The organism is Luteimonas sp. S4-F44, from assembly GCF_022637415.1.
Classification (GTDB): domain Bacteria; phylum Pseudomonadota; class Gammaproteobacteria; order Xanthomonadales; family Xanthomonadaceae; genus Luteimonas.
In genome coordinates this window covers 3,536,570-3,557,235 of record NZ_CP093340.1, presented here as the reverse complement: position 1 = coordinate 3,557,235, position 20,666 = coordinate 3,536,570, and the positions used below count along the sequence as shown (strand labels likewise).

The following is a 20,666-nucleotide window of genomic DNA, read 5'->3' as shown; positions in this document are numbered from 1 at the left end:
AGGCGTCGGCGGCGCATACGTATGCGGCCGACGGAAACTGCGACGGCATGCCGCCGAGGATGTGATGCGCTCCCGGACCGTGCCGCTTTCATACGATCTTTGCGATCGCCGCCGCACACTTGCGGTTCCCTCATCAGGAGCGATGTCCATGGGCCTGTTTTCCAAGATCACCGATCGCATTTTCGGCCGTAAGGCCACCCCCGCGCCGCCGGCCGAGACCAAGCAGCCCAAGGCCGTCGTCTTCACCGGCAGCGAAAACGATCCCAAGGTGTCGCCGCCCGCGCGCAATCCGGCGCCTGCGGCACCCGCCGCGCCGGTCGATGTCGAAGCGGTGCTGACCGGCATCGCGCAGGAGAAGGGCGGCAAGTCCGACTGGCGGCACTCGATCGTCGACCTGCTGAAGCTGCTCGACCTCGACTCCAGCCTCGACGCCCGCAAGGAACTGGCGACCGAGTTGGGCGTCAACGCCGGTGCGCACGGCAGCGCCGAGCAGAACATCGCGCTGCACAAGGCGGTGATGCGCAAGCTGGCCGAGAACGGCGGCAAGGTGCCGGCCGAGCTGCGCGACTGAGGCAACTGCGGGGGCGGTCCGGTGCGCGGATGCCGGACCGCCGCGTGCTTGGGGCTTGTCGCGACACCCGGCGCCAAGCGCCAAGTCGTGCGCGACGGCGGTGCGGCGAGGCGACGATGACGGGCCGGCTCGCGTTAGGATGCCGCACTCCCCGGTCGTCCCTCCTGGCATCCGCATGAAGGTCCGCTTCCCCGACGCCTTGCCGGCGGCATGAGCAGTGCAGCGCGTCGCGCGGACGCCCGAACCGAACCCCGTCTCGAACGTCTGCAGCCGTGGCTCGCCGCGCTGGGCAGCCTGCTGGTGCACGTGCTCGCGGTGCTGCTTCTGCTGGCGTCGACACCAGTGCCGGTGACCTCGCCGCAGGGGGCCTCATCCGGCAGCCGGATGGTGGTGGACTTCATCGGTATCCCGCCGCCGCAGGCTGTCGAGGCTCCGCCCAGCCCGCCGCCGCCCACGCGTCCGCCGGTCGCACCGCCGCCGGCCGCCTCGCGCCTGCAGACCACGCGCGTCGACCGTGCAGAGCTGGCCTTGCCGCCGGAGCGACAGGCGCCTGCGGACGTGCCGGTGGCCCCACCGCGCCCGGCGCCGCAGCCGGCGCCGCCGCAAGCGGTGCCGCCCCCGACACCCGCGCCTGCGCAGGCACAGGCCGCCAGTCCGCCGGCGCCGCCGCGGCGCGATCACACCTGGGGCCAGCCACCGGGCATGCTGCCCACCGAGACCGCGCCGGTGAATGCCGGCATGACCCGCAGCCCGACCGCCGGGCGCACCCGCGGCCGCGATTCGGACGCCGACCATCCCAGCCTGGAAGTGGGCGGCTACCAGGTCTATTACGACCTGCGCAGCGAGAGCCGGCTGCAGGCCTGGCGCGATCAGGGCATGACCGAGGTGTTCCTGCCGTTGCCGGGGACGCGCAAGCTCATGGCCTGCCCGCTGGAGACCGCGCTGCGGCGCGATTCGGGACCGTGTCGGCTGCTCGACCCGGACGATCCGGCCATGGCCGGCATCGGCGATGCGCGCGAAGTCATCAACATGCAGCAGGTCTATCGTCGCGGCGAGCCGGTCTGGCGCGGACCCGGCCCGTACCGGTGATCCGCGGCGCGGCTGCCGCGCACGCCCGCGTCAGGCCAGCGCGAGCGCTTCGAGCAACTGCGCGAGCGCAGCGCGATCGGCACCGTCCAGCGAGCGCAGCGGGGCCGGCAGGCAGGATGGCGCGCACACGCCGGCGAGCTCGGCGGCGCTGGCGATCACCCGGATGCTGCCGCCGTGCCGGGCGAATGCGTCCCACAGCGGCGCCAGCCGTGCCGACAGCCGGCGGGCCAGCGCGGCATCGCCGGCGCGGGCCGCGGCCACGATCGCCATCGCGACCTCCGGGTACAGGCCGCCGATCACCGAGTACCAGAGGTCACAGCCGGCGATCAGGCCATCGGCCGCCATCGGGTCGCCGCTGATGCCCAGCGCGACGCCGGATGGCAGCAGGCCGCGCAGCTGCGCGATTCGCGCGGTCGCGATCGCCTGGTCGGACGCGATCCCCGGGATCTTGATCGCGGCGATCCCCGGCAGCGCGGCGATGCGCGCGTACAGCGCGTCGCCGAACACGAAGTGCGTCGTGCCCGGGTTGTCGTAGACGCACACCGGCACCGAGGCGTTGCGGCAGACCGTCGCGTAGAGCGCGAACACCTCGTCGTCGGTCAGCGGCTGGTAGGACACCGGCGCGAGCAGCAGCGCGCGGGCGCCGGCGCGCTGGGCATCCTCGGCCAGTGCCAGCACGTCGCGCGTGGCGAGGGCGCCGATGCCGACCATCAGCGGGATGTCGCCGGCCAGGGCCACCGCTTTGCGCGCGACCGCCTTGCGCTCGTCGAGATGCAGGTAGGCGTAGCTGCCGGTCGATCCGAGCGCGCAGATCGCGTCCACGCGGGCGGCGACGAGCCGCGCCATCAGCCGCGCGAACGCGGGCCGGTCCAGGCGCTGCCCGTCGAACGGGGTCAGCGGAAACGCACACAGGCCATCGGGGAACGACACGTCGTGGACTCCAGGGACAAGGGGGGGCATCGCTGCGCGCTCAGGCGATCAGCGGCGGGGCGGATGCCGTGCGCCGTCCGCGTGCGCCGGCACGCGGCAGGGCCGCCCAGCGCTGCGTCATCCGCTCGACCGCGTCGAGCAGCTGGGCCTCGGGTTTCGCATAGGGCAGCCGCAGCCAGCGGTCGAACCCGCCCTCGACGCCGAACACCGGGCCGGGCGCCAGGTGCACGCCGTCGCGTTCGAGGTCGGCCGCCAGCGCGGTCGCACTGCCGTGTGGCAGCCGCGCCCACAGGCTCAGGCCGCCGTCGGGCAGCCGGAATCGCCAGTCGGGCAGGTGCGTGCGCAGCGCCTGCGCGAGCGTGTCGCGCTGGCGGCGCACCTGGTCGCGGCGCGCGGCGAGCATCGGCGCGTCGTCGAGCAGCTCGGCGGCCACCAGTTGATCGAACAGCGAACTGCCCAGGTCCAACTGCACGCGCGCGGCGACCAGGCGCGCGACCACCGGCTGCGGCGCGCGGATCCAGCCCACTCGCAGGCCGCCCCAGCACAGTTTCGAGGCGCTGCCGATCGTGACCGCGTCGCGCGCGAACGTGGCGAACGGCGCCGGCATCGGTGCGTCCGACAGCCGTGTCGCCTGCAGCGTCTCGTCGACGACGGCGAGCGTGCCCGCCGCCGCCAGCGCGGCCGCACAGCGCGCGCGCTGGGCCGCGTCCATCAGCAGGCCGGTGGGATTGTGGAAATCGGCGATGACGTAGGCCAGCCGTGGCGCGGTCTCGCGCAATGTGGCTTCGATGCCGTCGAGGTCCCAGCCCGCGTCGCCGAGCGGGTCGCCCATCGGCGCGGCGACCAGCCGCGCGCCACCCAGTGTCAGCGCGCCCATCGCGTTGGGATAGACCGGGGTGTCTACGACGATGCGGTCGCCTGGCCGCGACAGCGTACGCGCGACGATCGCGAGCGCAGAGAGCGCGCCGGCGGTGACCACGATCTGACCCGGCGTCGTCGCCAGCCCGCGCCGCGTGTAGGTGGCCGCGATCCGTGCCTGCAAGGCCGGCAGGCCGGACGGCAGGTAACCATCGCCCGATAGGTACGCCGGAAGTGCCGCAAGTGCGCGCGCATACGCGGCCGCGGTGCCCGGCGTCGCCGAGCCGGCAGCACGGGTGAGGTCGATCGCATCGTCGGCGAACTTCGACGCGCCCAGCGTGTGGTCGTGTGCGCGGCGCCGGGCGACCGGAACCGCGGCGAAGGTCCCCGCGCCCTGACGCGCGCTCGCAAAGCCCGCCGATGCCAGTTCGGCATAGGCGCGCGTGACCGTGTTGCGCGACACCCCGAGCGCACCGGCGACCGCCCGTTCGCTGGGCAGCCGGGTGTCGATCGGGATGCGGCCATCGCCGATCAGTTCCTGCAGCGCCTGGCACAGCGCGCGGTAGGCCGGCGCGACATCGAGGTGGCCGACCAGGGTGGCGAGGCGTTCGGGGGCGAGGCTGCGTTGCATCCGGGCCACTATCCCACGAATGGCTCTATCGCAAAGGGCCAATTATCGACATCGTGGCCCCATGTCCACCGCTTCCGCCCCGACCCTCGTCAACCTCGGCCCGCTTGCGCAGCTGCGCGCCGGGCGCCTGACCGAACGCCTGGTCCGCTTGCTGATCGGCCTGTGGATCTACGGGCTGGCGATCGCGCTGATGATCCGTGCCGCAGTGGGCGCCTCGCCCTGGGACGTGTTCCACCTCGGCGCCACGCGGCATGTGGCCGGGTCGTTCGGCCTGGTGATGGTCGTCACCGCGCTGGTGGTGCTGCTGGCATGGATCCCGCTGCGGCAGATGCCGGGGCTCGGCACGTTGGCGAATACGTTTCTGCTGGGGCCGTTCGCCGACCTGCATCTGGGGTGGCTGCCCGTGCCCGAAGGCCTGACGCTGCGCTGGGCCTACATGCTCGGCGGCGTGGTCGCCTGCGCCTTCGCCACCGCGCTGTATGTGGGCGCGCAACTGGGGCCGGGCCCGCGCGACGGGCTGATGACCGGCCTGGCCCGCCGCACCGGCTGGTCGATCCGCAGCGTGCGTACCGGGATCGAGCTGTCGGCGCTGGCGGTCGGCGTGCTGCTCGGCGGCACCGCGGGCCTGGGCACGCTGGTGTTCGCGTTCGGGGTCGGACCGCTGACCCAGCGCTTCCTGCGGCCGTTGGCGGTCAGGCTCGAGGTGCCCGCCGCACGGCCCTGAGTCGGCCGGGAAAAGGCGACGGCCCGCGTGCCGTGCGGCGCGCACTTGATCGTGGTCAAGGTGTCCAAGGCCGGTTATGCGGACACTGCCGCCATGCACACGCATCGCCCTCGTCCACTGCGATCCGCCATGCCGGTCTCGCGTCGATGCGATGCGGTGGGGGCACGGGCGACGGCGTTGCGCACGCGGCATAGGCGTTCTCGCACCGCGCCCACGGCGTGGCACTGGCTCGCGCTGCTGGCGATGCTGCTGCTCGCGCTGGCGCCGGCGATCAGCCGGCTCCAGGCCGGCGCGCACGTCGATACCGCGCATGATTCGATGGTTGCGGCCGCATCCGGGCACGCAGCAGGGCATGCTGCCCCGGATGACCACCCGCACGAGGGCGCACAGGAGCACGCGGGCGCGGAGGGCCATTGCGGCTATTGCCCACTCGCCTCGCACCTCACGCTGCTGTCCACTGTGCCGGTCGTGGTCCCCCCGACCGCATGGGTCGCAGCGCCGGCCGTCCGATTCCGGTCTGCCCGGCGCATCGCTGCGGCCAATCTCCGCGGCCTCGGCGGGCAGGGCCCACCAGCGCACCCCATCGCCGCCTGATCGCGGAATCCCGGCTCCAGCGCGCAACGTCCATGCGCACGCCCGTGGCGTGACGCAGGCGCGGGGCCTGCTCGCGCCCGCATTCCGCATCCACACGTCGACCGGCCTCAGGCCCGCGTCCGACGAAGTCGCATGCGTCACCGGCCCGGCCGGCGACGTTCGATCCGGAGCTCCTCCATGTTGTCCACGCATCCCCAGGCGCACCGCGCCTTCCGCACCACCCTGGCCATCGCCTGCGCGCTGGCGCTGCCGCTCGCCGCCCAGGCCGACGACCTGCCCGAACCGGTCAACCTCGACGCCGTGCTGGTAACGGCCGCACCGGTTTCGCCGCTGACCTACGACCTCGACCCGCGCCTGCCGCGCCAGCCCGTGCCGGCCAGCGACGGCGCCGACTACCTCAAGACCATTCCCGGATTCACCGCGTTGCGCAACGGCGGCACCAATGGTGATCCGGTGCTGCGCGGCATGTTTGGCTCGCGCCTCAATCTGCTCACCAACGACGGCAGCATGCCCGGCGCCTGCCCGTCGCGCATGGACAACCCGATGTCCTACGTCTCGCCCGAGACCTTCGACAGCCTGGTCGTGATCAAGGGCCCGCAGACGGTGTTGTGGGGCCCCGGCGCTTCGGCCGGCACGGTGCGCTTCGAACGCGAGACGCCGGTGTTCGACGCGCCCGGCGTGCGTATCAACGGCAGCCTGCTGGGCGGCGCGAACGGCCGCAATGACCAGGTGCTCGATGTCGTGGCCGGCGCGCCGCGGGGCTATGTGCGCGTAAGCGGCAACCGATCGGAAGCCGACGATTACCAGGACGGCGACGGCGTCGTGGTGCCCTCGTCGTGGAAGAAGTGGAACGGCGATGTCGCGCTGGGTTGGACGCCCGATCCCGACACCGTGCTCGAGCTCAACGCCGGTATCGGCGACGGGCAGGCACGCTACGCCGGTCGTGGCATGGATGGCGCGCAGTTCCGGCGCGAGAGCTACAGCCTGCGGTTCGAGAAGCGGGCCATCGGCGGCGCGCTCGACGCGATCGAGAGCAGCGTGTTCTACAACCACGCCGACCACGTGATGGACAACTACACCCTGCGCGCCCCGAACCCCTTGAGCTCGATGCCGATGCCGATGGCGTCCAACGTCGACCGGCGCACGACCGGCGGCCGCGTCGCGCTGGGCTGGACGTGGACCGGCTGGGACCTCAAGGCCGGCGTCGATACGCAGCGCAGCCGCCATCGCGCCCGCAGCGGCATGGGCCGGGGCACGTACGCGGCGCTGCCGTGGAACACCGATGCCCGCTTCGAGACCAGCGGCCTGTTCGCCGAGGGCACCCGCCACTTGCCGCCGGGCCGGCACCTGACCGGCGGTGTGCGCGTCGACCGCGCCACGGCCACCGATGAACGGGCCACCGTCGGCATGATGGGCATGCCCAACCCGACCGCCGGGCAGACGCGCGAGGAAACGCTGCGCGCTGGGTTCCTGCGCTACGAGCAGGCACGCAAGAACACGCCGGTCAGTTGGTACGTCGGCCTGGGCCACACCGAGCGCATGCCCGACTACTGGGAGCTGTTTTCGCCCGGACGTGGGCCGGCCGGTTCGCCCAACGCGTTCGCCGGCATCGCGCCGGAGAAGACCACGCAGCTCGACCTTGGCGTGCGCTACCGCACCCGGACGCTGGATGCGTGGGTGTCGGCCTACGCCGGGCGCATCGACGACTACATCCTGTTCGCCTACTCGGCCGGCGGCATGATGGGCATGACTTCGTCGGCGGCAAATGTCGATGCCGACATCCGCGGCGCCGAGGCGGGCGTGGAGGTGCGGCCGTGGACGCACTGGAAGTTCGGCGGCACGTTCGCCTACGCCTGGGGCGAGAACCGCAGCACCGGACAGGCGTTGCCGCAGATGCCGCCATTCGAGGCGCGACTGTCGGCAGGCTACGACGACACGCGCTGGAGTTTCGGTGCCCTGGTGCGCGCGGTCGCCAGCCAGGACCGGATCGCTGTTGGCCAAGGCAACGTGGTCGGGCGCGACCTCGACGCCAGCGCGGGCTTCGCCACGCTCGCCCTCAACGGCGGCTATCGCACCAACGACCGCCTGCAGCTGACGGCCGGCATCGACAATGTCTTCGACCGGACCTACAGCGAACACCTCAACCTGACCGGCAGCGCCGACTTCGGCTACCCCGCTGACCCGGTGCGGATCAACGAGCCTGGGCGGACTGTCTGGGTGAAGTTGAATGTCCGCTACTGAGACGTCGGCAATGTGAGGAAATTAATTTACATTTCGGGCCAACTAGATGTAATTTAATTGACTATGTCGAAACGGACGCCACCCACAATGCCCCGTGCCCAACGTCAGATCCAGGCGTTGGGCGCGCGGCTGCGCGCGGCGCGCATGCGCCGGCAGATGACACAGGGTGAGCTCGCGGCGCGGGTCGGGGTGAGCGTGCCGACGGTGGGCAAGCTGGAACGCGGCGATCCGGCGACGAGCCTGGCCACGATGTTGCGCGTGCTCACGGCGCTGGGGCTGGAGCAGGACATCGATCTGTTGGCGCGCAATGACGAACTCGGCCGCGAACTGCAGGACAGTCGCCTGCGTCGGCCCGCTGCACGTCGCGCGAGCACGTCGTGAGTCCGGTTCCTGCCGACGTTCAGGCGATCGACCAGGTCGAGGTCTGGCTGGATGCCGCCGGCCTCGGCGGCGAGGCGTTGGTCGGCCATCTGGCCCGGTTGCCCAGCCGGACCGGCGACACGATCCAGTTCCAGTACGCCGACGACTGGGTGGACGGCACAGCGCCGATCCGCAGCTTTGCGTTGGATCCGCAGTTGCCGCTCCATCGCGGCCCCCATGTCGCGCGCACCGGCGCCAGCACGCTGACCGCCGCGTTCACTGATTGCTCGCCCGATCGTTGGGGCAACGCCTCATGGATCGGCGCGAAGTCATCGATGCTCGCGAACAGAATCGACGGGTGCGTGCACTGCGCCCGTGGGACTATTTGATCGGCACCCACGATGCTTCCCGGATGGGCGCATTGCGGCTGCGCGCGGCCAACGGCCGATATCTGGACGACCGTGAACTCAACGCGCCGCCGATGACCGAGTTGCGCGCGTTGGAGGCGCTTGCCGTGCGCGTGGAACGCGACGACATCGACGACAGCGCGCTTGATGCCAGGTGGATCAAACAATTGGTGGCGCCGGGTGCGTCGTTGGGTGGCGCGCGTCCCAAGGCGAGTGTGCGCGACGTCGATCAGACACTGTGGCTGGCGAAATTCCCCTCCAGCGACGATCGGCATGATGTGGGCCTGTGGGAGTACGTGACCTATCGTCTCGCGCGCGCGGCTGGCATCGACATGCCTCAAGCGCGCCCGCTGTCCCTGTCCGGCCTGGGCACCACATACACGGTGCGCCGGTTCGATCGAAGCGGCGCCGATCGCCATGCGTACGCCTCGGCGCTGACGCTGTTGGATGCGGACGACAGCGAGGACATCAGCTACGTCGAAATCGCCCACGCGATCGAAAACCACGGCGTTGCCCCGGCGATCGCCGATGATCTGTCGCAGCTCTATCGTCGCGCAGTATTCAATGTCCTGGTCGGTAATCGCGACGACCATCTGCGCAACCACGGATTTCTGCGGGCGCCCGATGGCTGGCGCCTGGCCCCGGCCTTCGATGTGAATCCCAACCCGGACAAGGACGCGCACGTCCTTTCGATCGGCCTGGACGATCCGTCCCCGGACGCCCGGCTGTTGCTGGATACCTGCGCCTACTACCGTCTGAGCAAGACGCGGGCGCGCACGATCGTCGAAGAGGTACGGGTGGCCGTGCGCGGCTGGAGGGACGAAGCCAGGCGCTGCCAGGCACGTGGTACCGAGATCGCGGCGATGGAGGCGGTGATCGACCCGGAGCGCTGACTGGCGTGGTCCCCCGTATCATGGGCCCGACATTCCACACGACGTTTCGGACATGGCGAAGGCGAACCCGCTCCAGGAGCAATTGCTCAAGGCAGGCCTGGTCAAGAAGAGCAAGGTGGCCGAGGTCGCGCGCGAGCAGCACAAGGCGCGGCACGGCAAGGGCGCGCCGACACCGACGGACAGCCAGCGTGAGGCCGAGCGCGCGCGAGCCGAGAAGGTCGAACGCGACCGCGCGCTGGCCGCCGAGCAGAAGGCCCGGGCGCGCGCTGCCGAGATGGTCGCGCAGGCGCGCCAGATCATCCACGACAAGCAGGTGCCGCGTGCCGGGCAACTGGAGTATCGGTTCACCGCCGACGGCGCGATCCGCAGCCTGTTGGTCGACGAGGCCCAGCGCAGGCAACTGGCCGCAGGCGCTTTGGTCGTCGCGCGGCTGGGCGAGGGCTACGCGCTGTTGCCGCGTGCGGCGGCCGACAAGGTGCGCGAACGCGATCCCGGGCTGATCGCGGTCGATCACGGGCAGGCCGCGGACGCGCCGCCATCCGAGTCCGACGCCGAGGACGATGCTTACTACGCGCAGTTCAAAGTGCCCGACGACTTGATGTGGTGAAGTCGCTGCGGCGCGCGATGCAGTGGTGTGCGCGCGAGCCGTGCGCAAGGTCGAAGCTGTGAACACCGTGCCGCGGTTGGCGTTCGCAGCCGATGGCCAGAGCCAGCCGATGTGGATGGGCGATGCCGATCTGCAATCGCCCGACGGACGCCACGTGGTCACGCTGCGCGACCGCGTGGCTCAGGGCGCCGCGATCGGCAAGACCAACCGCGCTCTCAGGCCACCGCCGTCGCGATCGTGCAGTTCCAGCGCGCCCCCGTGGCGCTGCGCGGTCGAGCGCGCGACGGCGAGGCCGAGGCCGGCACCGCCGGTGTCGCGACTGCGCGAGTGCTCTAGACGCTGGAACGGCTGCACCAGCCGCGCGCGCGCGTCGGCCGGAATGCCGGGGCCACGGTCGGCCACGTCGATGGACAGCTGGCCGTCGCGCGCGTGGATCTCGATGTCGGCCGCGCCAGCGTAGCGCACGGCGTTGTCGATCAGGTTCGACAGCGCGCGGCGCAGCGCCAGCGCATCACCTTGCACGAGGGCCGGTGCGTGCGCCTGCACCTGCACCGACTGGCCCAGCGCCTGCGCGGCGGCGGCCAACTCGCCGGCGAGCGCGGCCATGTCGACCGGCGCGCGCTGCAGCGGCGCGACCTCGCCCTGCGCATAGGCCAGTACCTGCGCGATCATCGTCTGCATCCGTGAGATGTCGGCGACCATGCGTTCGCGGTTCGGTGACGGCGCGGTCTCGGCGCGCAGCCGCAGGCCGGTCAGCGGCGTGCGCAGGTCGTGCGCGACGGCGGCGAGCATCGCGGTGACATCATCGGCCTGCGCACGCAGGCGGGCATGCGCATCGGCGATCGCCTGGCCGAGCACGCGGACCTCGGCGGCGCCTTCGACCGGCACTGGCGGCGCGCGCGCGGCCAGGTCCATCCGCGCGCTGGCCTCGGCCAGCCGCCGAAGCGGCAGCGTCAGCCGGCGCGCCATCCACCACGCCAACGGCGCGATCAGCACCGCGCCCAGCGCCAGCGCCAGCAGCACCTGACGGCGCCACTGTCCGCGCCCGGCGTCGACTGCGCTCACGACCCGCCACGTCCCGTCCGGCTGCGCGACCGCCAGCTCGAATGCCGGCACCTGCAGCCCGCTCGCGAGCAATGCGGCGCGCACGCGCGCCTGGCGCGCGCTGTCGGCCTGCCCGGCCATCGCCAGTTGGCCGTCATCGACGACCTGCAGCGCGACGTCGGGTTTGCGCCGCCAGGTGGCGCGCACCTGCGCTGCGGGACGCTGCAGACGTTCGGCGGCCAGTTCGGCCAGCCACGGCACCGGCGTGCCGGTCGGCGCGGCCGGCTGCGTGCGCACCTGGAGTCCGTGGGCCGGCGGCTGCGTACCCGACAAGGCCGCGATCGCGTCGGCGGGCACCATCGTCGGCATCGGCGGTGCCGGCCACCAGCCGACCACCGCGAAACTCACCGCCTGGGCCAGCACCAGCGTCGCCAGCGCCAGCCCGCCGACCAGGATAAGGATGCCGCGCGGCCGGCTCACAGGCGGTGCACCGTGGCCGCGAAGCGATAGCCCTCGCCGCGCAGCGTCTGGATCAGCGCATCGGCGCCGGGCCGTGCCTGCGCCAGCTTGCGGCGCAGTCGGCTGATGGCCAGGTCCACGGCGCGATCGAAGGGCTCGGCCGCATCGCCGTGGGTCAGCGCCATCAGGCGTTCGCGGTCGAGCACGCGGCCGGCGCGTTCCACCAGCGCGCGCAGCAGCGCGAACTCGCCCGCGGTCAACGCCACCTCGGTGCCTTCGGGGGTGTGCAATGCGCGTGCGTCGAGCCGCAGTGTCCAGCCGTCGAAGCCGTAGCCTTCTGCCGGGCGCGTCGCCTGCTGGCGCAGGTGTGCGCCGCGCCGCAGCAGCGCGCGCACGCGGGCCAGCAGTTCGCGCGGATCGAACGGTTTGGCGAGATAGTCGTCGGCGCCGACTTCCAGCCCGATCACGCGGTCGGGTGGGCTGTCGAGCGCGCTGAGCATCAGCACTGCGACATCGGCATCGGCCAGGCGCCGGCACACCGACAGGCCATCCTCGCCGGGCATCATCCAGTCCAGCACCACCAGGTCGGCCGGCGCCTGCGCGAGCAACTGGTCCATCGCGGCGGCGCCGTCCGCATCGCGCACGGCGTAGCCGTGGCGCGCGAGGTAGTCGCACAGCGCGTCGCGGATGCTGGCGTCGTCGTCGACGACGACGATGCGGGCGGTCTCGGCAGTCATGCGGCCATTGTCGCCTGCCTCTGTATCGCGTTCGTATCGGTGCTGTCCGCCCCGCGCCGTTGCCGACATCGTCGTGATACCTGCGCCCGCTGCAATGGCCGCTCCTTCATCGAGGTGCCGTCATGTCGCTCCGCGTCCTGCTCTCTGCCTGCCTGCTGTCGCTGACCCTGGGCGCACCTTGCGCCGCCGTCGCGTCGCCTCCGACCTCCGAAGACGGTGCTCATCGCATCGCCATGGATCTGGTCGGCAAGCACCCGCGCGTGGAGGTGCGTATCGAAGGCGTCGAGCGTCCACTGAGCTTCGTCGTCGACACCGCGGCCGGCGCCAGCGTTGTGGACCTTGCGCTTGCCGAGCGTTTCGAACTGCTCGCCGCCACGTCCCGCGAGATGACGATCCAGGGCGCCGGCGGCAGCGCGGCGGCCACCCGGGTGACCGCGCTGCAGGCGCTGTCAGCCGGCGATTTCGCATGGAAGGCGCAACTGCTGGCGATGGATCTGTCGCAGATCGCCGAGGGCGACGCGCCGCCGGTCGAAGGCATCTTGGGCAACGATCTGATGGCGCGCTTCGACCTGCGCTTCGACCTGCCGGCAGGCGAGCTGGTGCTCGCCCCGGCCGGTAGCCTGCCGCGCGCGGCCTGCCTGGACAACGCGCTGCCGCAGCGCGCGGCCGGCCTACAGCGCTTCGCCTTCGTGCCGGCGCAACTGCGCGACGGCCCACACGAGGCCCAGGCGACCGCCGTCGTCGACACCGGCGCCGCGCAGACCGTGCTGAACCTGCCGGCCGCACGCGCACTGGGCGTGACCGAGGACGACGCCCGGCTGCGCCGCCGCGACGCGGGCACCCGCGGTATCGCCGAGCAGGTGGTCGAGACCTGGCTCCACACGCTGCCGGCACTGGCGATCGGCGACTGGCAGCTCGCGGCCACAGAGGTGCGGATCAGCGCGCTGCCGGTGTTCTCGGTGCTGGGCCTGGCCGAGCGCCCCGCGGTGATCCTGGGCATCGACGCGCTGCGCCACCGGCGCGTCGACGTGCTGGCGAATGCGGCGGGGGTGTGCCTGGGACCGGCGACGACCGCGAACGGGCGCTGATCCAATCCGTGACCAGGCCGCACGTGGGCCTCAATGCTCGAACTGCGGCCGCGTCGGCAGGTTGTGCTGCAGGTCGAGCCACGGCGGATTCTCGGCGTACATCTCCTGGATCAACTGCTTGACCACGTCGATGTAGCGGGAGCTGTCGTTCATGCGGTAGTTGAGGATCACCGGCGAGGTCATGCGCGCGCCGTCGATCAGGCGGTAGTGCACGTCCGAGCGCAACTGCCGGGCCGCGCTGGGCACGATGCACACGCCGCTCTGCGCCGCGACCAGGCCCAGCGCGGTCTGCAGCTCGCGCGCTTCGATGATCTCGCTGGGGCGCACGTCGTGTTCGCGCAGCAGGTCCTGCACCTGGTCGGCGAATCCGAAGCGCACGTCCTTGGGATAGACGATCAACTGCTGTCCCTCGATCGCCGACACCGGCAGCGCGTCGGTGGCGCCGCCCAGCGGCGCATCGACCGGAATGGCCAGGGCCAGCCGTTCCTCGCGCAGCAGGTGGCCGACCACGAACGGATCGTTGTGGCGCACGCGGCCGAAGCCGATGTCGATGCGCCCGGCCTTGAGGGCCTCGATCTGCTGCACCGACGTGAGCTCCAGCAACTGGATGTCCAGGTCGGGCGAATGCTGGCGCAGCTTGCGCACCAGCGGCGGCAGGCCGGCGTAGAGCGTGGAGGCGACGAAGCCGACGACCAGCACGCTGCGCTGGTTGAGGCCGACGCGGCGCGTGGCGACCTGCATCTGCTCCACGCGACCGAGGATCTGCAGTGCTTGCTCGTGGAACAGGCGCCCGGCATCGGTCAGCCGCAGCGGGCGCGTACTGCGCGAGATCAGCTGTACGCCCAGTTCCTCCTCCAGCAGCTGGATCTGCCGACTCAGCGGCGGCTGGGCGATGTGCAGCGCCTCGGCGGCACGCGTGAAGTTGCGCTCGCGGGCGACGGCGCAGAAGTAGCGGAGCTGGCGCAGGTCCATACTTTGGTCGAATTGCGGAGACGGGTTATCGATACTTGAAGGGTATTGTGCGTTGCAACAAGCGTTATCGATCAATCACTAGCGCAAGATAATACCTTTAAGGTATCCAAAAGTACCGAATCGGTGTTGGACCCGCTGCCGATGGCCGTCGCATAACGTCGGCCATGAATGCAGTCGCCGTACCCACGTCCACCCTCTCCACCGCCGCCACCGTCGTCCGGGTCGAGACGGTCATCGTCGATCTGCCGACGATCCGCCCGCACAAGCTGTCGGTCGCGACGATGGACGGGCAGACGCTGATGCTGGTGCGGGTGCAGTGCAGCGACGGCGTGGTCGGCATCGGCGAAGGCACGACGATCGGCGGGCTGGCCTACGGCGGCGAAAGCCCCGAAGGCATGAAGCTGGCGATCGACACCTACTTCGCGCCGGTGATGGCCGGCCAGGATGCGACGCGCGTGCAGGCGCTGATGGCGCGCATCGGCAAGGCGATCAAGGACAACCGCTTCGCCAAGAACGCGGTCGAGACCGCGCTGCTCGACGCGCACGGCAAGCGCACCGGACTGCCGGTGTCCGAACTGCTCGGCGGCCGCCACCGCGACCGCCTGCCGGTGGCGTGGACACTGGCCTCCGGCGACACCGCGCGCGACATCGCCGAGGCCGAGCGCATGCTCGACCTGCGCCGCCACAACGTGTTCAAGCTCAAGATCGGCGCGCGCCCGCTCGCCGACGACATCGCGCACGTCGCCGCGATCAAGCGTGCGCTCGGCGCGCGCGGCGCGGTGCGCGTCGACGTCAACATGGCCTGGGACGACATCCAGGCCGCGCGCGGCATGGCCGCGCTGGCCGATGCCGGCTGCGAGCTCGTCGAACAGCCCGTCGCCTCGCCCGCGGCGCTGGGCCGGCTGGTGCGGCGTTTCCCGATCGCGCTGATGGCCGACGAATCGCTGCGCGGTCCCGCGTCCGCGTTCGAACTCGCGCGCAATCACGCCGCCGACGTGTTCGCGGTGAAGCTCGCGCAGAGCGGCGGACTGTTCGCCGCGCAGCGCGTGGGCGCGATCGCCGACGCGGCCGGCATCGGCCTGTACGGCGGCACGATGCTCGAGGGCGCGGTGGGCACGATCGCGAGCGCGCAGGTCTTCGCGACCTTCCCCGACCTGCAGTGGGGCACCGAGCTGTTCGGGCCGCTGCTGTTGACCGAACAGATCCTCGCCCAGCCGCTGGACTACAGCGACTTCTCCCTCGAAGTGCCGAACGGCCCCGGCCTGGGCATCGCCCTGGACGAGGCGCGTGTCGCCTTCTTCGCCCGCGACGGATTGCGCAAGACGATCAGCGTGGCGCGCTGAATCCCGACGGAGTTCCACGATGCTGTTTCAAGTACGGATGGATGTGCAGTTGCCGGCCGACATGCCGGCCGAGATCGCGGCCGACATCAAGGCGCGCGAGAAGGCCTATTTCCAGGCGCTGCAGCGCCAGGGCAAGTGGCGGCACATCTGGCGCGTGGTGGGCGAGTACGCGAACTACAGCATCTTCGACGTCGCCGACAACACCGAGCTGCACGACACGCTCTCGGCCCTGCCGCTGTTTCCGTACATGCGCATCGCGGTGACCCCGCTGTGCCGCCATCCATCCTCGATCCACGAGGACGACCGCTAGACCGATCGCTTCGAACACCGTGCGCTCCCCGGGAGGGACGCGTCCTGGCAGCCAACGCCACCAAGAGGAGACAACCATGAGCATCCGCGTCCACGACCGCCCCGACGTGCAGCAGTTCCTGCGCACTCTCAGCGGCCTCGAGCAGCCGGGCGGCGATCCGCGCGTCAAGCAGATCGTCCACCGCCTGATGTCGGACCTGTTCAAGGCGATCGACGAGCTCGACATCACGCCGGACGAGTACTGGGCGGGCATCGCCTGGTTCAATGCGATCGGCGCCGCCGGCCAGGCCGGCCTGATCTCGCCGGGACTGGGGCTCGACCACTTCCTCGACCTGCGCCTGGACGCCAAGGACGCCGAGCTGGGCATCCACGGCGAAACACCGCGCACCATCGAAGGTCCGCTGTACGTCGCCGGCGCGCCGGTCGAGCACGGCTTCGCCCGCCTCGACGACGGCCGCGACACCGACGGCCATCCGCTGATCATGCACGGCACGGTCTACGGCGCCGACGGCAAGCCGGTGCCGCGCGCGACGGTCGAGGTCTGGCACTGCGACACGCGTGGCTTCTACTCGCACTTTGATCCCACCGGCGAGCAGGCGCCGTTCAACATGCGCCGCACGATCATTGCCGACGACCTGGGCCGCTACCGCTTCCGCTCCATCGTGCCCAAGGGCTACGGCGTGCCGCCGGGCAGCCCGACCGAGCAGCTGCTGGCCGCGCTCGGCCGCCATGGCCAGCGCCCGGCGCACATCCACTTCTTCGTCGGCGACGACGCGCACCGCAAGCTGACCACACAGATCAACATCGCCGGCGACCCGCTGGTCGACGACGACTTCGCCTATGCCACGCGCGACGGCCTGGTGCCCGACATCATCGAGCACGCGGATGCGAACGGCGCCGAAGCGGACGGCATCACCGGCGCGCATGCCGAGATCCGATTCGACTTCCACCTCACCGCGCTGGTCGAGGGCGAGGACAACCAGCGCGTCGAGCGCCCGCGCGCCGCAGCCTGATCGCCTCCATCCGGCGGCGCCGCCCCGCCTCCGGGCTGCCCGACCGATGTTCCCTTCAAAGCGCCGGCGCCTACTCTGGGAGACCCGCCATGTCCGCCATCGTTGACAAAGTCACGGAACTCGACCTGCTGCTCGCCAACGCGGTGCAGGACGACAAGGAAGCGGGCGTGTTCCGCTGCCGCCGCGACATCTTCACCAATGCCGACCTGTTCGAACTGGAGATGAAGCACATCTTCGAACGCAACTGGGTCTATCTCGCGCACGAGAGCCAGCTGCCGGAGAACAACGACTACTACACGACCTACATTGGCCGGCAGCCCGTCGTGGTCACCCGCGACAAGACCGGCGAACTGCACGCGGTCATCAACGCCTGCGCGCACAAGGGCGCGATGCTGTGCCGGCGCAAGCACGGCAACAAGGGCAGCTTCACCTGCCCCTTCCACGGCTGGACGTTCTCCAACGCGGGCAAGCTGCTGAAGGTCAAGGACGAGAAGACCACGCAGTATCCCGAGCAGTTCAACACCGACGGCTCGCACGACCTCAAGCGCGTCGCGCGGTTCCAGAACTACCGCGGCTTCCTGTTCGGCAGCCTGGACCCCGATGTCGCGCCGCTGGAGGACTTCCTCGGCGAGACGAAGGTGATCATCGACCAGATCGTCGACCAGGCGCCGAACGGCCTGGAGGTGCTGCGCGGCAATTCGTCCTACATCTACGAAGGCAACTGGAAGCTGCAGATGGAGAACGGCTGCGACGGCTACCACGTCAGCTCCGTGCACTGGAACTACCTGGCCACGATGGGCCGGCGCAAGGAGGAAGGCACCAAGGCGGTCGACGCCAACAGCTGGAGCAAGAGCGTGGCCGGCGTGTACGGCTTCGACAACGGCCATATCCTGCTGTGGACGAACACCCGGAACCCGGAAGTGCGCCCGGTGTACGGCCAGCGCGAGGAGATCGCCGCGCGTGTCGGCGAGGAACGCGCCGGCTTCATCGTCAACCAGACGCGTAACCTGTGCCTGTATCCGAACGTGTTCCTGATGGACCAGTTCTCCACGCAGATCCGAGTCACCCGGCCGATCAGCGTCGACCAAACCGAGATCAGCATCTTCTGCTTCGCGCCCAAGGGCGAGAGCGCCGCCGACCGCACGCTGCGCCTGCGCCAGTACGAGGATTTCTTCAATGTCTCGGGCATGGGCACGGCCGACGACCTCGAGGAATTCCGCGCCTGCCAGAACGGCTACGCGGCCAGCGCCGCGCCGTGGAACGACATGAGCCGCGGGGCGCCGCTGTGGATCGACGGCCCGGACGAGAATGCCCGGCGCATGGGGATCGCGCCGCTGCTGTCGGGCGAGCGCAGCGAGGACGAGGGGCTGTTCGTGCGCCAGCACGCGTTCTGGGTGCAGACCATGCGCGAGGCGCTGGCCCGGGAACGCGCGGCGGTGGCGGCATGAGCCAGCACCCCGACTACGGCCGCATCTGCGCCTTCCTCTATCGCGAGGCGCGGCTGCTCGACGACCGGCAATGGGACGACTGGCTGACCCTGTACGCCGAGGACGTGCGCTACTGGATGCCTGCCTGGGACGACGACGACCAGCTGACCGAGGACCCGCTGTCGGAGATCTCGCTGATCTACTACGGCGACCGGTCGGGCCTGGAGGACCGCGTGTTCCGCATCAAGACCGAGCGCTCGGGGGCGTCCACGCCCGAGCCGCGGACCGTGCACAGCGTGCTCGATGTCGAAGTGCTCGCCGACCGCGGCGACGCACTCGACGTCCGCTACAACTTCGCCACGCACAACCACCGCTACAAGCGCGACGACCTGTTCTTCGGAACGATGTTCGTGACCTTGCGCCGGGCCGGTGACGACTGGCTGATCAGCGACAAGAAGATCGTGCTCAAGAACGACTACATCCGCCAGGTCATCGACATCTACCACGTCTGACCGACGCCGGCGCCCAGACGATGCCGAGGGAAGCTGCATGAAGTACCGAATCGCATTGAACTTCGAGGACGGAGTCACCCGTTTCATCGACTGCAGGGCCGACGAGAAGGTCCTCGACGCGGCGTTCCGCAACCGCATCAACCTGCCGATGGATTGCTCCGACGGCGTCTGTGGCACCTGCAAGTGCCGCGCCGACAGCGGCAGCTACGAACTGGGCGACGACTACATCGACGACGCGCTGAGTGAGGACGAGAAGGACGACGGTCTGGTGCTGACCTGCCAGATGGTCCCGACCAGCGACTGCGTGATCGCCGTTCCGGTCGCATCCTCGATGTGCAAGACCGGGCAACAGGGCTTCGCGGCCACGGTGGCGAGGATTGAGCCGCACAACGACGCGGCGATCGTGCTCAAACTCACGGTCGACGGCGAGGCGCCGGCGTTCCTGCCCGGCCAGTACGTCAACATCGGCGTGCCGGGCAGCGGCGAGCAGCGCGCGTACTCCTTCAGCTCGGCGCCCGGGGACGCGACGCTGTCGTTCCTGATCAAGCGCGTGCCCGGCGGCCTGATGAGCGGGTGGCTCGACAGGGCCTTGCCCGGCACCCGGGTCGAGCTGGCCGGCCCGCTCGGCAGCTTCTACCTGCGCCAGGTGCGGCGCCCGGTCCTGATGCTCGCTGGTGGCACCGGCCTGGCGCCGTTCCTGTCGATGCTCGAGACGTTGGCCCGGGCCGGCTCGACGCAGCCGATCCACCTGATCTACGGCGTCACCCGCGATCTCGACCTCGTGCTGGTCGACCAGGTCGAGGGCTACGCCGCGCGCCTGCCGAACTTCAGCTACTGCACCGTCGTCGCCGACGCGGCGTCCTGCCATCCGCGCAAGGGCTGGGTCACCCAGCACATGACGCCCGAGGCATTGAACGCCGGCGACGTCGACATCTACCTGTGCGGCCCGCCGGCGATGGTCGATGCGGTGCGCGGGTACTTCGACGCCGTCGGCGTGCAGCCGGCGAGCTTCCATTACGAGAAGTTCGTCCCCAGCCCGCCAGCACGGGACCGCGCCGCATGAGCGCGCGCTTCGCCGGCAAGGTCATGGTGGTCACCGGCGCCGCCCAGGGCATCGGCCGAGGCGTCGCGCTGCGTGCGTCGGCGGAAGGCGCGTCGGTCGTGTTCGTCGATCGGGCGGACTTCGTCGGCGATGTCGCCGCCGAGGCGGCCGGCCCGAGTGCGCATGTCGTCGCCGACCTCGAGACGCATGCAGGCGCGGTCGCCGCGATGGACCACGCGGTAAAGGCCTTCGGCGGCATCGACATTCTGGTCAACAACATCGGAGGCGCGATCCGCATGCGGCCCTTCGATGCGTTCGAGCCTGCACAGATCGACGCCGAGATCCGCCGCTCGCTGATGCCGACGCTGTACGGCTGCCATGCGGTGTTGCCGCATCTGCTCGCGCGCGGCGGCGGGACCATCGTCAACGTGTCCTCGAACGCGACGCGCGGCATTCACCGCGTGCCCTATTCGGCTGCGAAGGGCGGCATCAACGCATTGACGATGTCGCTGGCGATGGAGTTCGCGACCCGCGACATCCGCGTCGTCGCGACCGCGCCGGGCGGCACCAGCGCGCCGGCGCGCCGCGTGCCGCGCAACGTGGAAGGCGACTCGGCGCAGGAACAGGCGTGGATGGCTCAGGCCGTCGAGCAGGTCACCGCGTCCGCCTTCATGAAGCGCTACGGCACGCTCGACGAACAGATCGCGCCGATCCTGTTCCTGGCCTCGGACGAGGCCTCCTACATCACCGGCTCGGTGCTGCCGGTCGCCGGCGGCGACCTGGGCTGAGCGCAGCGCCGCCAGCGTCCCACCACG

The 20,666-nt window shown here is 70.6% G+C and carries 22 protein-coding genes; 17 read left to right on the top strand and 5 right to left on the bottom strand.

Going from position 1 to position 20,666, the window contains the following annotated elements; genetic code table 11:
• The first annotated feature begins 148 nt into the window (after nt 1-148).
• Nucleotides 149-571 carry a DUF3597 domain-containing protein gene (locus MNO14_RS16045; RefSeq protein WP_241944675.1) on the top strand — a complete coding sequence of 141 codons (423 nt, stop codon included), beginning with the start codon at nt 149-151 and terminating at the stop codon, nt 569-571.
• A 210-nt stretch (nt 572-781) separates the two neighbouring features.
• Complete coding sequence (locus MNO14_RS16040) at nt 782-1,660, top strand: type II toxin-antitoxin system RelE/ParE family toxin (RefSeq protein WP_241946384.1); 879 nt, start codon at nt 782-784, stop codon at nt 1,658-1,660.
• 30 nt (nt 1,661-1,690) lie between these two features.
• Here the strand turns inward: MNO14_RS16040 and MNO14_RS16035 are convergent, their stop codons facing one another.
• Nucleotides 1,691-2,590 carry a dihydrodipicolinate synthase family protein gene (locus tag MNO14_RS16035; protein ID WP_241944674.1) on the bottom strand — a complete coding sequence of 300 codons (900 nt, stop codon included), beginning with the start codon at nt 2,588-2,590 and terminating at the stop codon, nt 1,691-1,693.
• 40 nt (nt 2,591-2,630) lie between these two features.
• A complete protein-coding gene (locus MNO14_RS16030) occupies nt 2,631-4,079 on the bottom strand; it encodes a PLP-dependent aminotransferase family protein (RefSeq protein ID WP_241944673.1) in 1,449 nt (482 codons plus the stop codon).
• 61 nt (nt 4,080-4,140) lie between these two features.
• Here MNO14_RS16030 and MNO14_RS16025 point away from each other — a divergent pair, with 61 nt between their 5' ends.
• From MNO14_RS16025 to MNO14_RS15995, 7 genes are all read left to right on the top strand, one after another.
• Nucleotides 4,141-4,803 carry a hypothetical protein gene (locus MNO14_RS16025; RefSeq protein WP_241944672.1) on the top strand — a complete coding sequence of 221 codons (663 nt, stop codon included), beginning with the start codon at nt 4,141-4,143 and terminating at the stop codon, nt 4,801-4,803.
• 51 nt (nt 4,804-4,854) lie between these two features.
• On the top strand, nt 4,855-5,397 hold the full coding sequence (locus MNO14_RS16020; RefSeq protein WP_241946367.1) for a DUF2946 family protein: 543 nt from the start codon (nt 4,855-4,857) through the stop codon (nt 5,395-5,397).
• Between the two features lie 177 nt (nt 5,398-5,574).
• On the top strand, nt 5,575-7,638 hold the full coding sequence (locus MNO14_RS16015) for a TonB-dependent copper receptor (RefSeq protein WP_241944671.1): 2,064 nt from the start codon (nt 5,575-5,577) through the stop codon (nt 7,636-7,638).
• Nucleotides 7,639-7,725: 87 nt separating this feature from the next.
• Nucleotides 7,726-8,019, top strand: a complete 294-nt coding sequence (locus MNO14_RS16010; protein ID WP_241944670.1) for a helix-turn-helix transcriptional regulator — start codon at nt 7,726-7,728, stop codon at nt 8,017-8,019.
• A complete protein-coding gene (locus tag MNO14_RS16005) occupies nt 8,016-8,387 on the top strand; it encodes a HipA N-terminal domain-containing protein (protein WP_241944669.1) in 372 nt (123 codons plus the stop codon). Before MNO14_RS16010 ends, MNO14_RS16005 begins: the two co-directional genes overlap by 4 nt.
• Entirely contained in the window at nt 8,357-9,298 is a 942-nt protein-coding gene (locus MNO14_RS16000; protein WP_241944668.1) for a HipA domain-containing protein, read from the top strand. Before MNO14_RS16005 ends, MNO14_RS16000 begins: the two co-directional genes overlap by 31 nt.
• A gap of 52 nt (nt 9,299-9,350) precedes the next feature.
• Complete coding sequence (locus tag MNO14_RS15995; protein WP_241944667.1) at nt 9,351-9,905, top strand: DUF2058 domain-containing protein; 555 nt, start codon at nt 9,351-9,353, stop codon at nt 9,903-9,905.
• A gap of 180 nt (nt 9,906-10,085) precedes the next feature.
• On the opposite strand, the gene MNO14_RS15990 is transcribed toward MNO14_RS15995, so the two are convergent.
• Both MNO14_RS15990 and MNO14_RS15985 read right to left on the bottom strand, forming a co-directional pair.
• Nucleotides 10,086-11,429 (bottom strand): HAMP domain-containing sensor histidine kinase, encoded by a 1,344-nt coding sequence (locus MNO14_RS15990; RefSeq protein ID WP_241944666.1) that lies wholly within the window; start codon nt 11,427-11,429, stop codon nt 10,086-10,088.
• Nucleotides 11,426-12,145 (bottom strand): response regulator, encoded by a 720-nt coding sequence (locus MNO14_RS15985; protein WP_241944665.1) that lies wholly within the window; start codon nt 12,143-12,145, stop codon nt 11,426-11,428. The genes MNO14_RS15990 and MNO14_RS15985 overlap by 4 nt, the downstream gene beginning before the upstream one ends.
• A gap of 122 nt (nt 12,146-12,267) precedes the next feature.
• On the opposite strand from MNO14_RS15985, the gene MNO14_RS15980 reads away from it, so the two are divergent.
• Complete coding sequence (locus MNO14_RS15980) at nt 12,268-13,233, top strand: aspartyl protease family protein (protein WP_241944664.1); 966 nt, start codon at nt 12,268-12,270, stop codon at nt 13,231-13,233.
• Between the two features lie 30 nt (nt 13,234-13,263).
• Here the strand turns inward: MNO14_RS15980 and MNO14_RS15975 are convergent, their stop codons facing one another.
• On the bottom strand, nt 13,264-14,205 hold the full coding sequence (locus MNO14_RS15975) for a LysR family transcriptional regulator (protein WP_241944663.1): 942 nt from the start codon (nt 14,203-14,205) through the stop codon (nt 13,264-13,266).
• Between the two features lie 164 nt (nt 14,206-14,369).
• Here MNO14_RS15975 and MNO14_RS15970 point away from each other — a divergent pair, with 164 nt between their 5' ends.
• The 7 genes from MNO14_RS15970 to benD all read left to right on the top strand — a co-directional run bounded on the left by MNO14_RS15970 (nt 14,370) and on the right by benD (nt 20,639).
• Nucleotides 14,370-15,548 carry a muconate/chloromuconate family cycloisomerase gene (locus tag MNO14_RS15970; RefSeq protein ID WP_241944662.1) on the top strand — a complete coding sequence of 393 codons (1,179 nt, stop codon included), beginning with the start codon at nt 14,370-14,372 and terminating at the stop codon, nt 15,546-15,548.
• Between the two features lie 19 nt (nt 15,549-15,567).
• Entirely contained in the window at nt 15,568-15,858 is a 291-nt protein-coding gene (gene catC, locus MNO14_RS15965; protein WP_241944661.1) for a muconolactone Delta-isomerase, read from the top strand.
• A gap of 76 nt (nt 15,859-15,934) precedes the next feature.
• Entirely contained in the window at nt 15,935-16,870 is a 936-nt protein-coding gene (gene catA, locus MNO14_RS15960) for a catechol 1,2-dioxygenase (RefSeq protein WP_241944660.1), read from the top strand.
• An 89-nt stretch (nt 16,871-16,959) separates the two neighbouring features.
• Entirely contained in the window at nt 16,960-18,318 is a 1,359-nt protein-coding gene (locus MNO14_RS15955) for a Rieske 2Fe-2S domain-containing protein (protein WP_241944659.1), read from the top strand.
• Entirely contained in the window at nt 18,315-18,809 is a 495-nt protein-coding gene (gene benB, locus MNO14_RS15950) for a benzoate 1,2-dioxygenase small subunit (RefSeq protein WP_241944658.1), read from the top strand. Before MNO14_RS15955 ends, benB begins: the two co-directional genes overlap by 4 nt.
• 37 nt (nt 18,810-18,846) lie before the next feature.
• Nucleotides 18,847-19,872, top strand: a complete 1,026-nt coding sequence (gene benC, locus MNO14_RS15945; protein WP_241944657.1) for a benzoate 1,2-dioxygenase electron transfer component BenC — start codon at nt 18,847-18,849, stop codon at nt 19,870-19,872.
• On the top strand, nt 19,869-20,639 hold the full coding sequence (gene benD, locus MNO14_RS15940) for a benzoate diol dehydrogenase BenD (protein WP_241944656.1): 771 nt from the start codon (nt 19,869-19,871) through the stop codon (nt 20,637-20,639). The genes benC and benD overlap by 4 nt, the downstream gene beginning before the upstream one ends.
• The last annotated feature ends 27 nt before the right edge of the window (nt 20,640-20,666 follow it).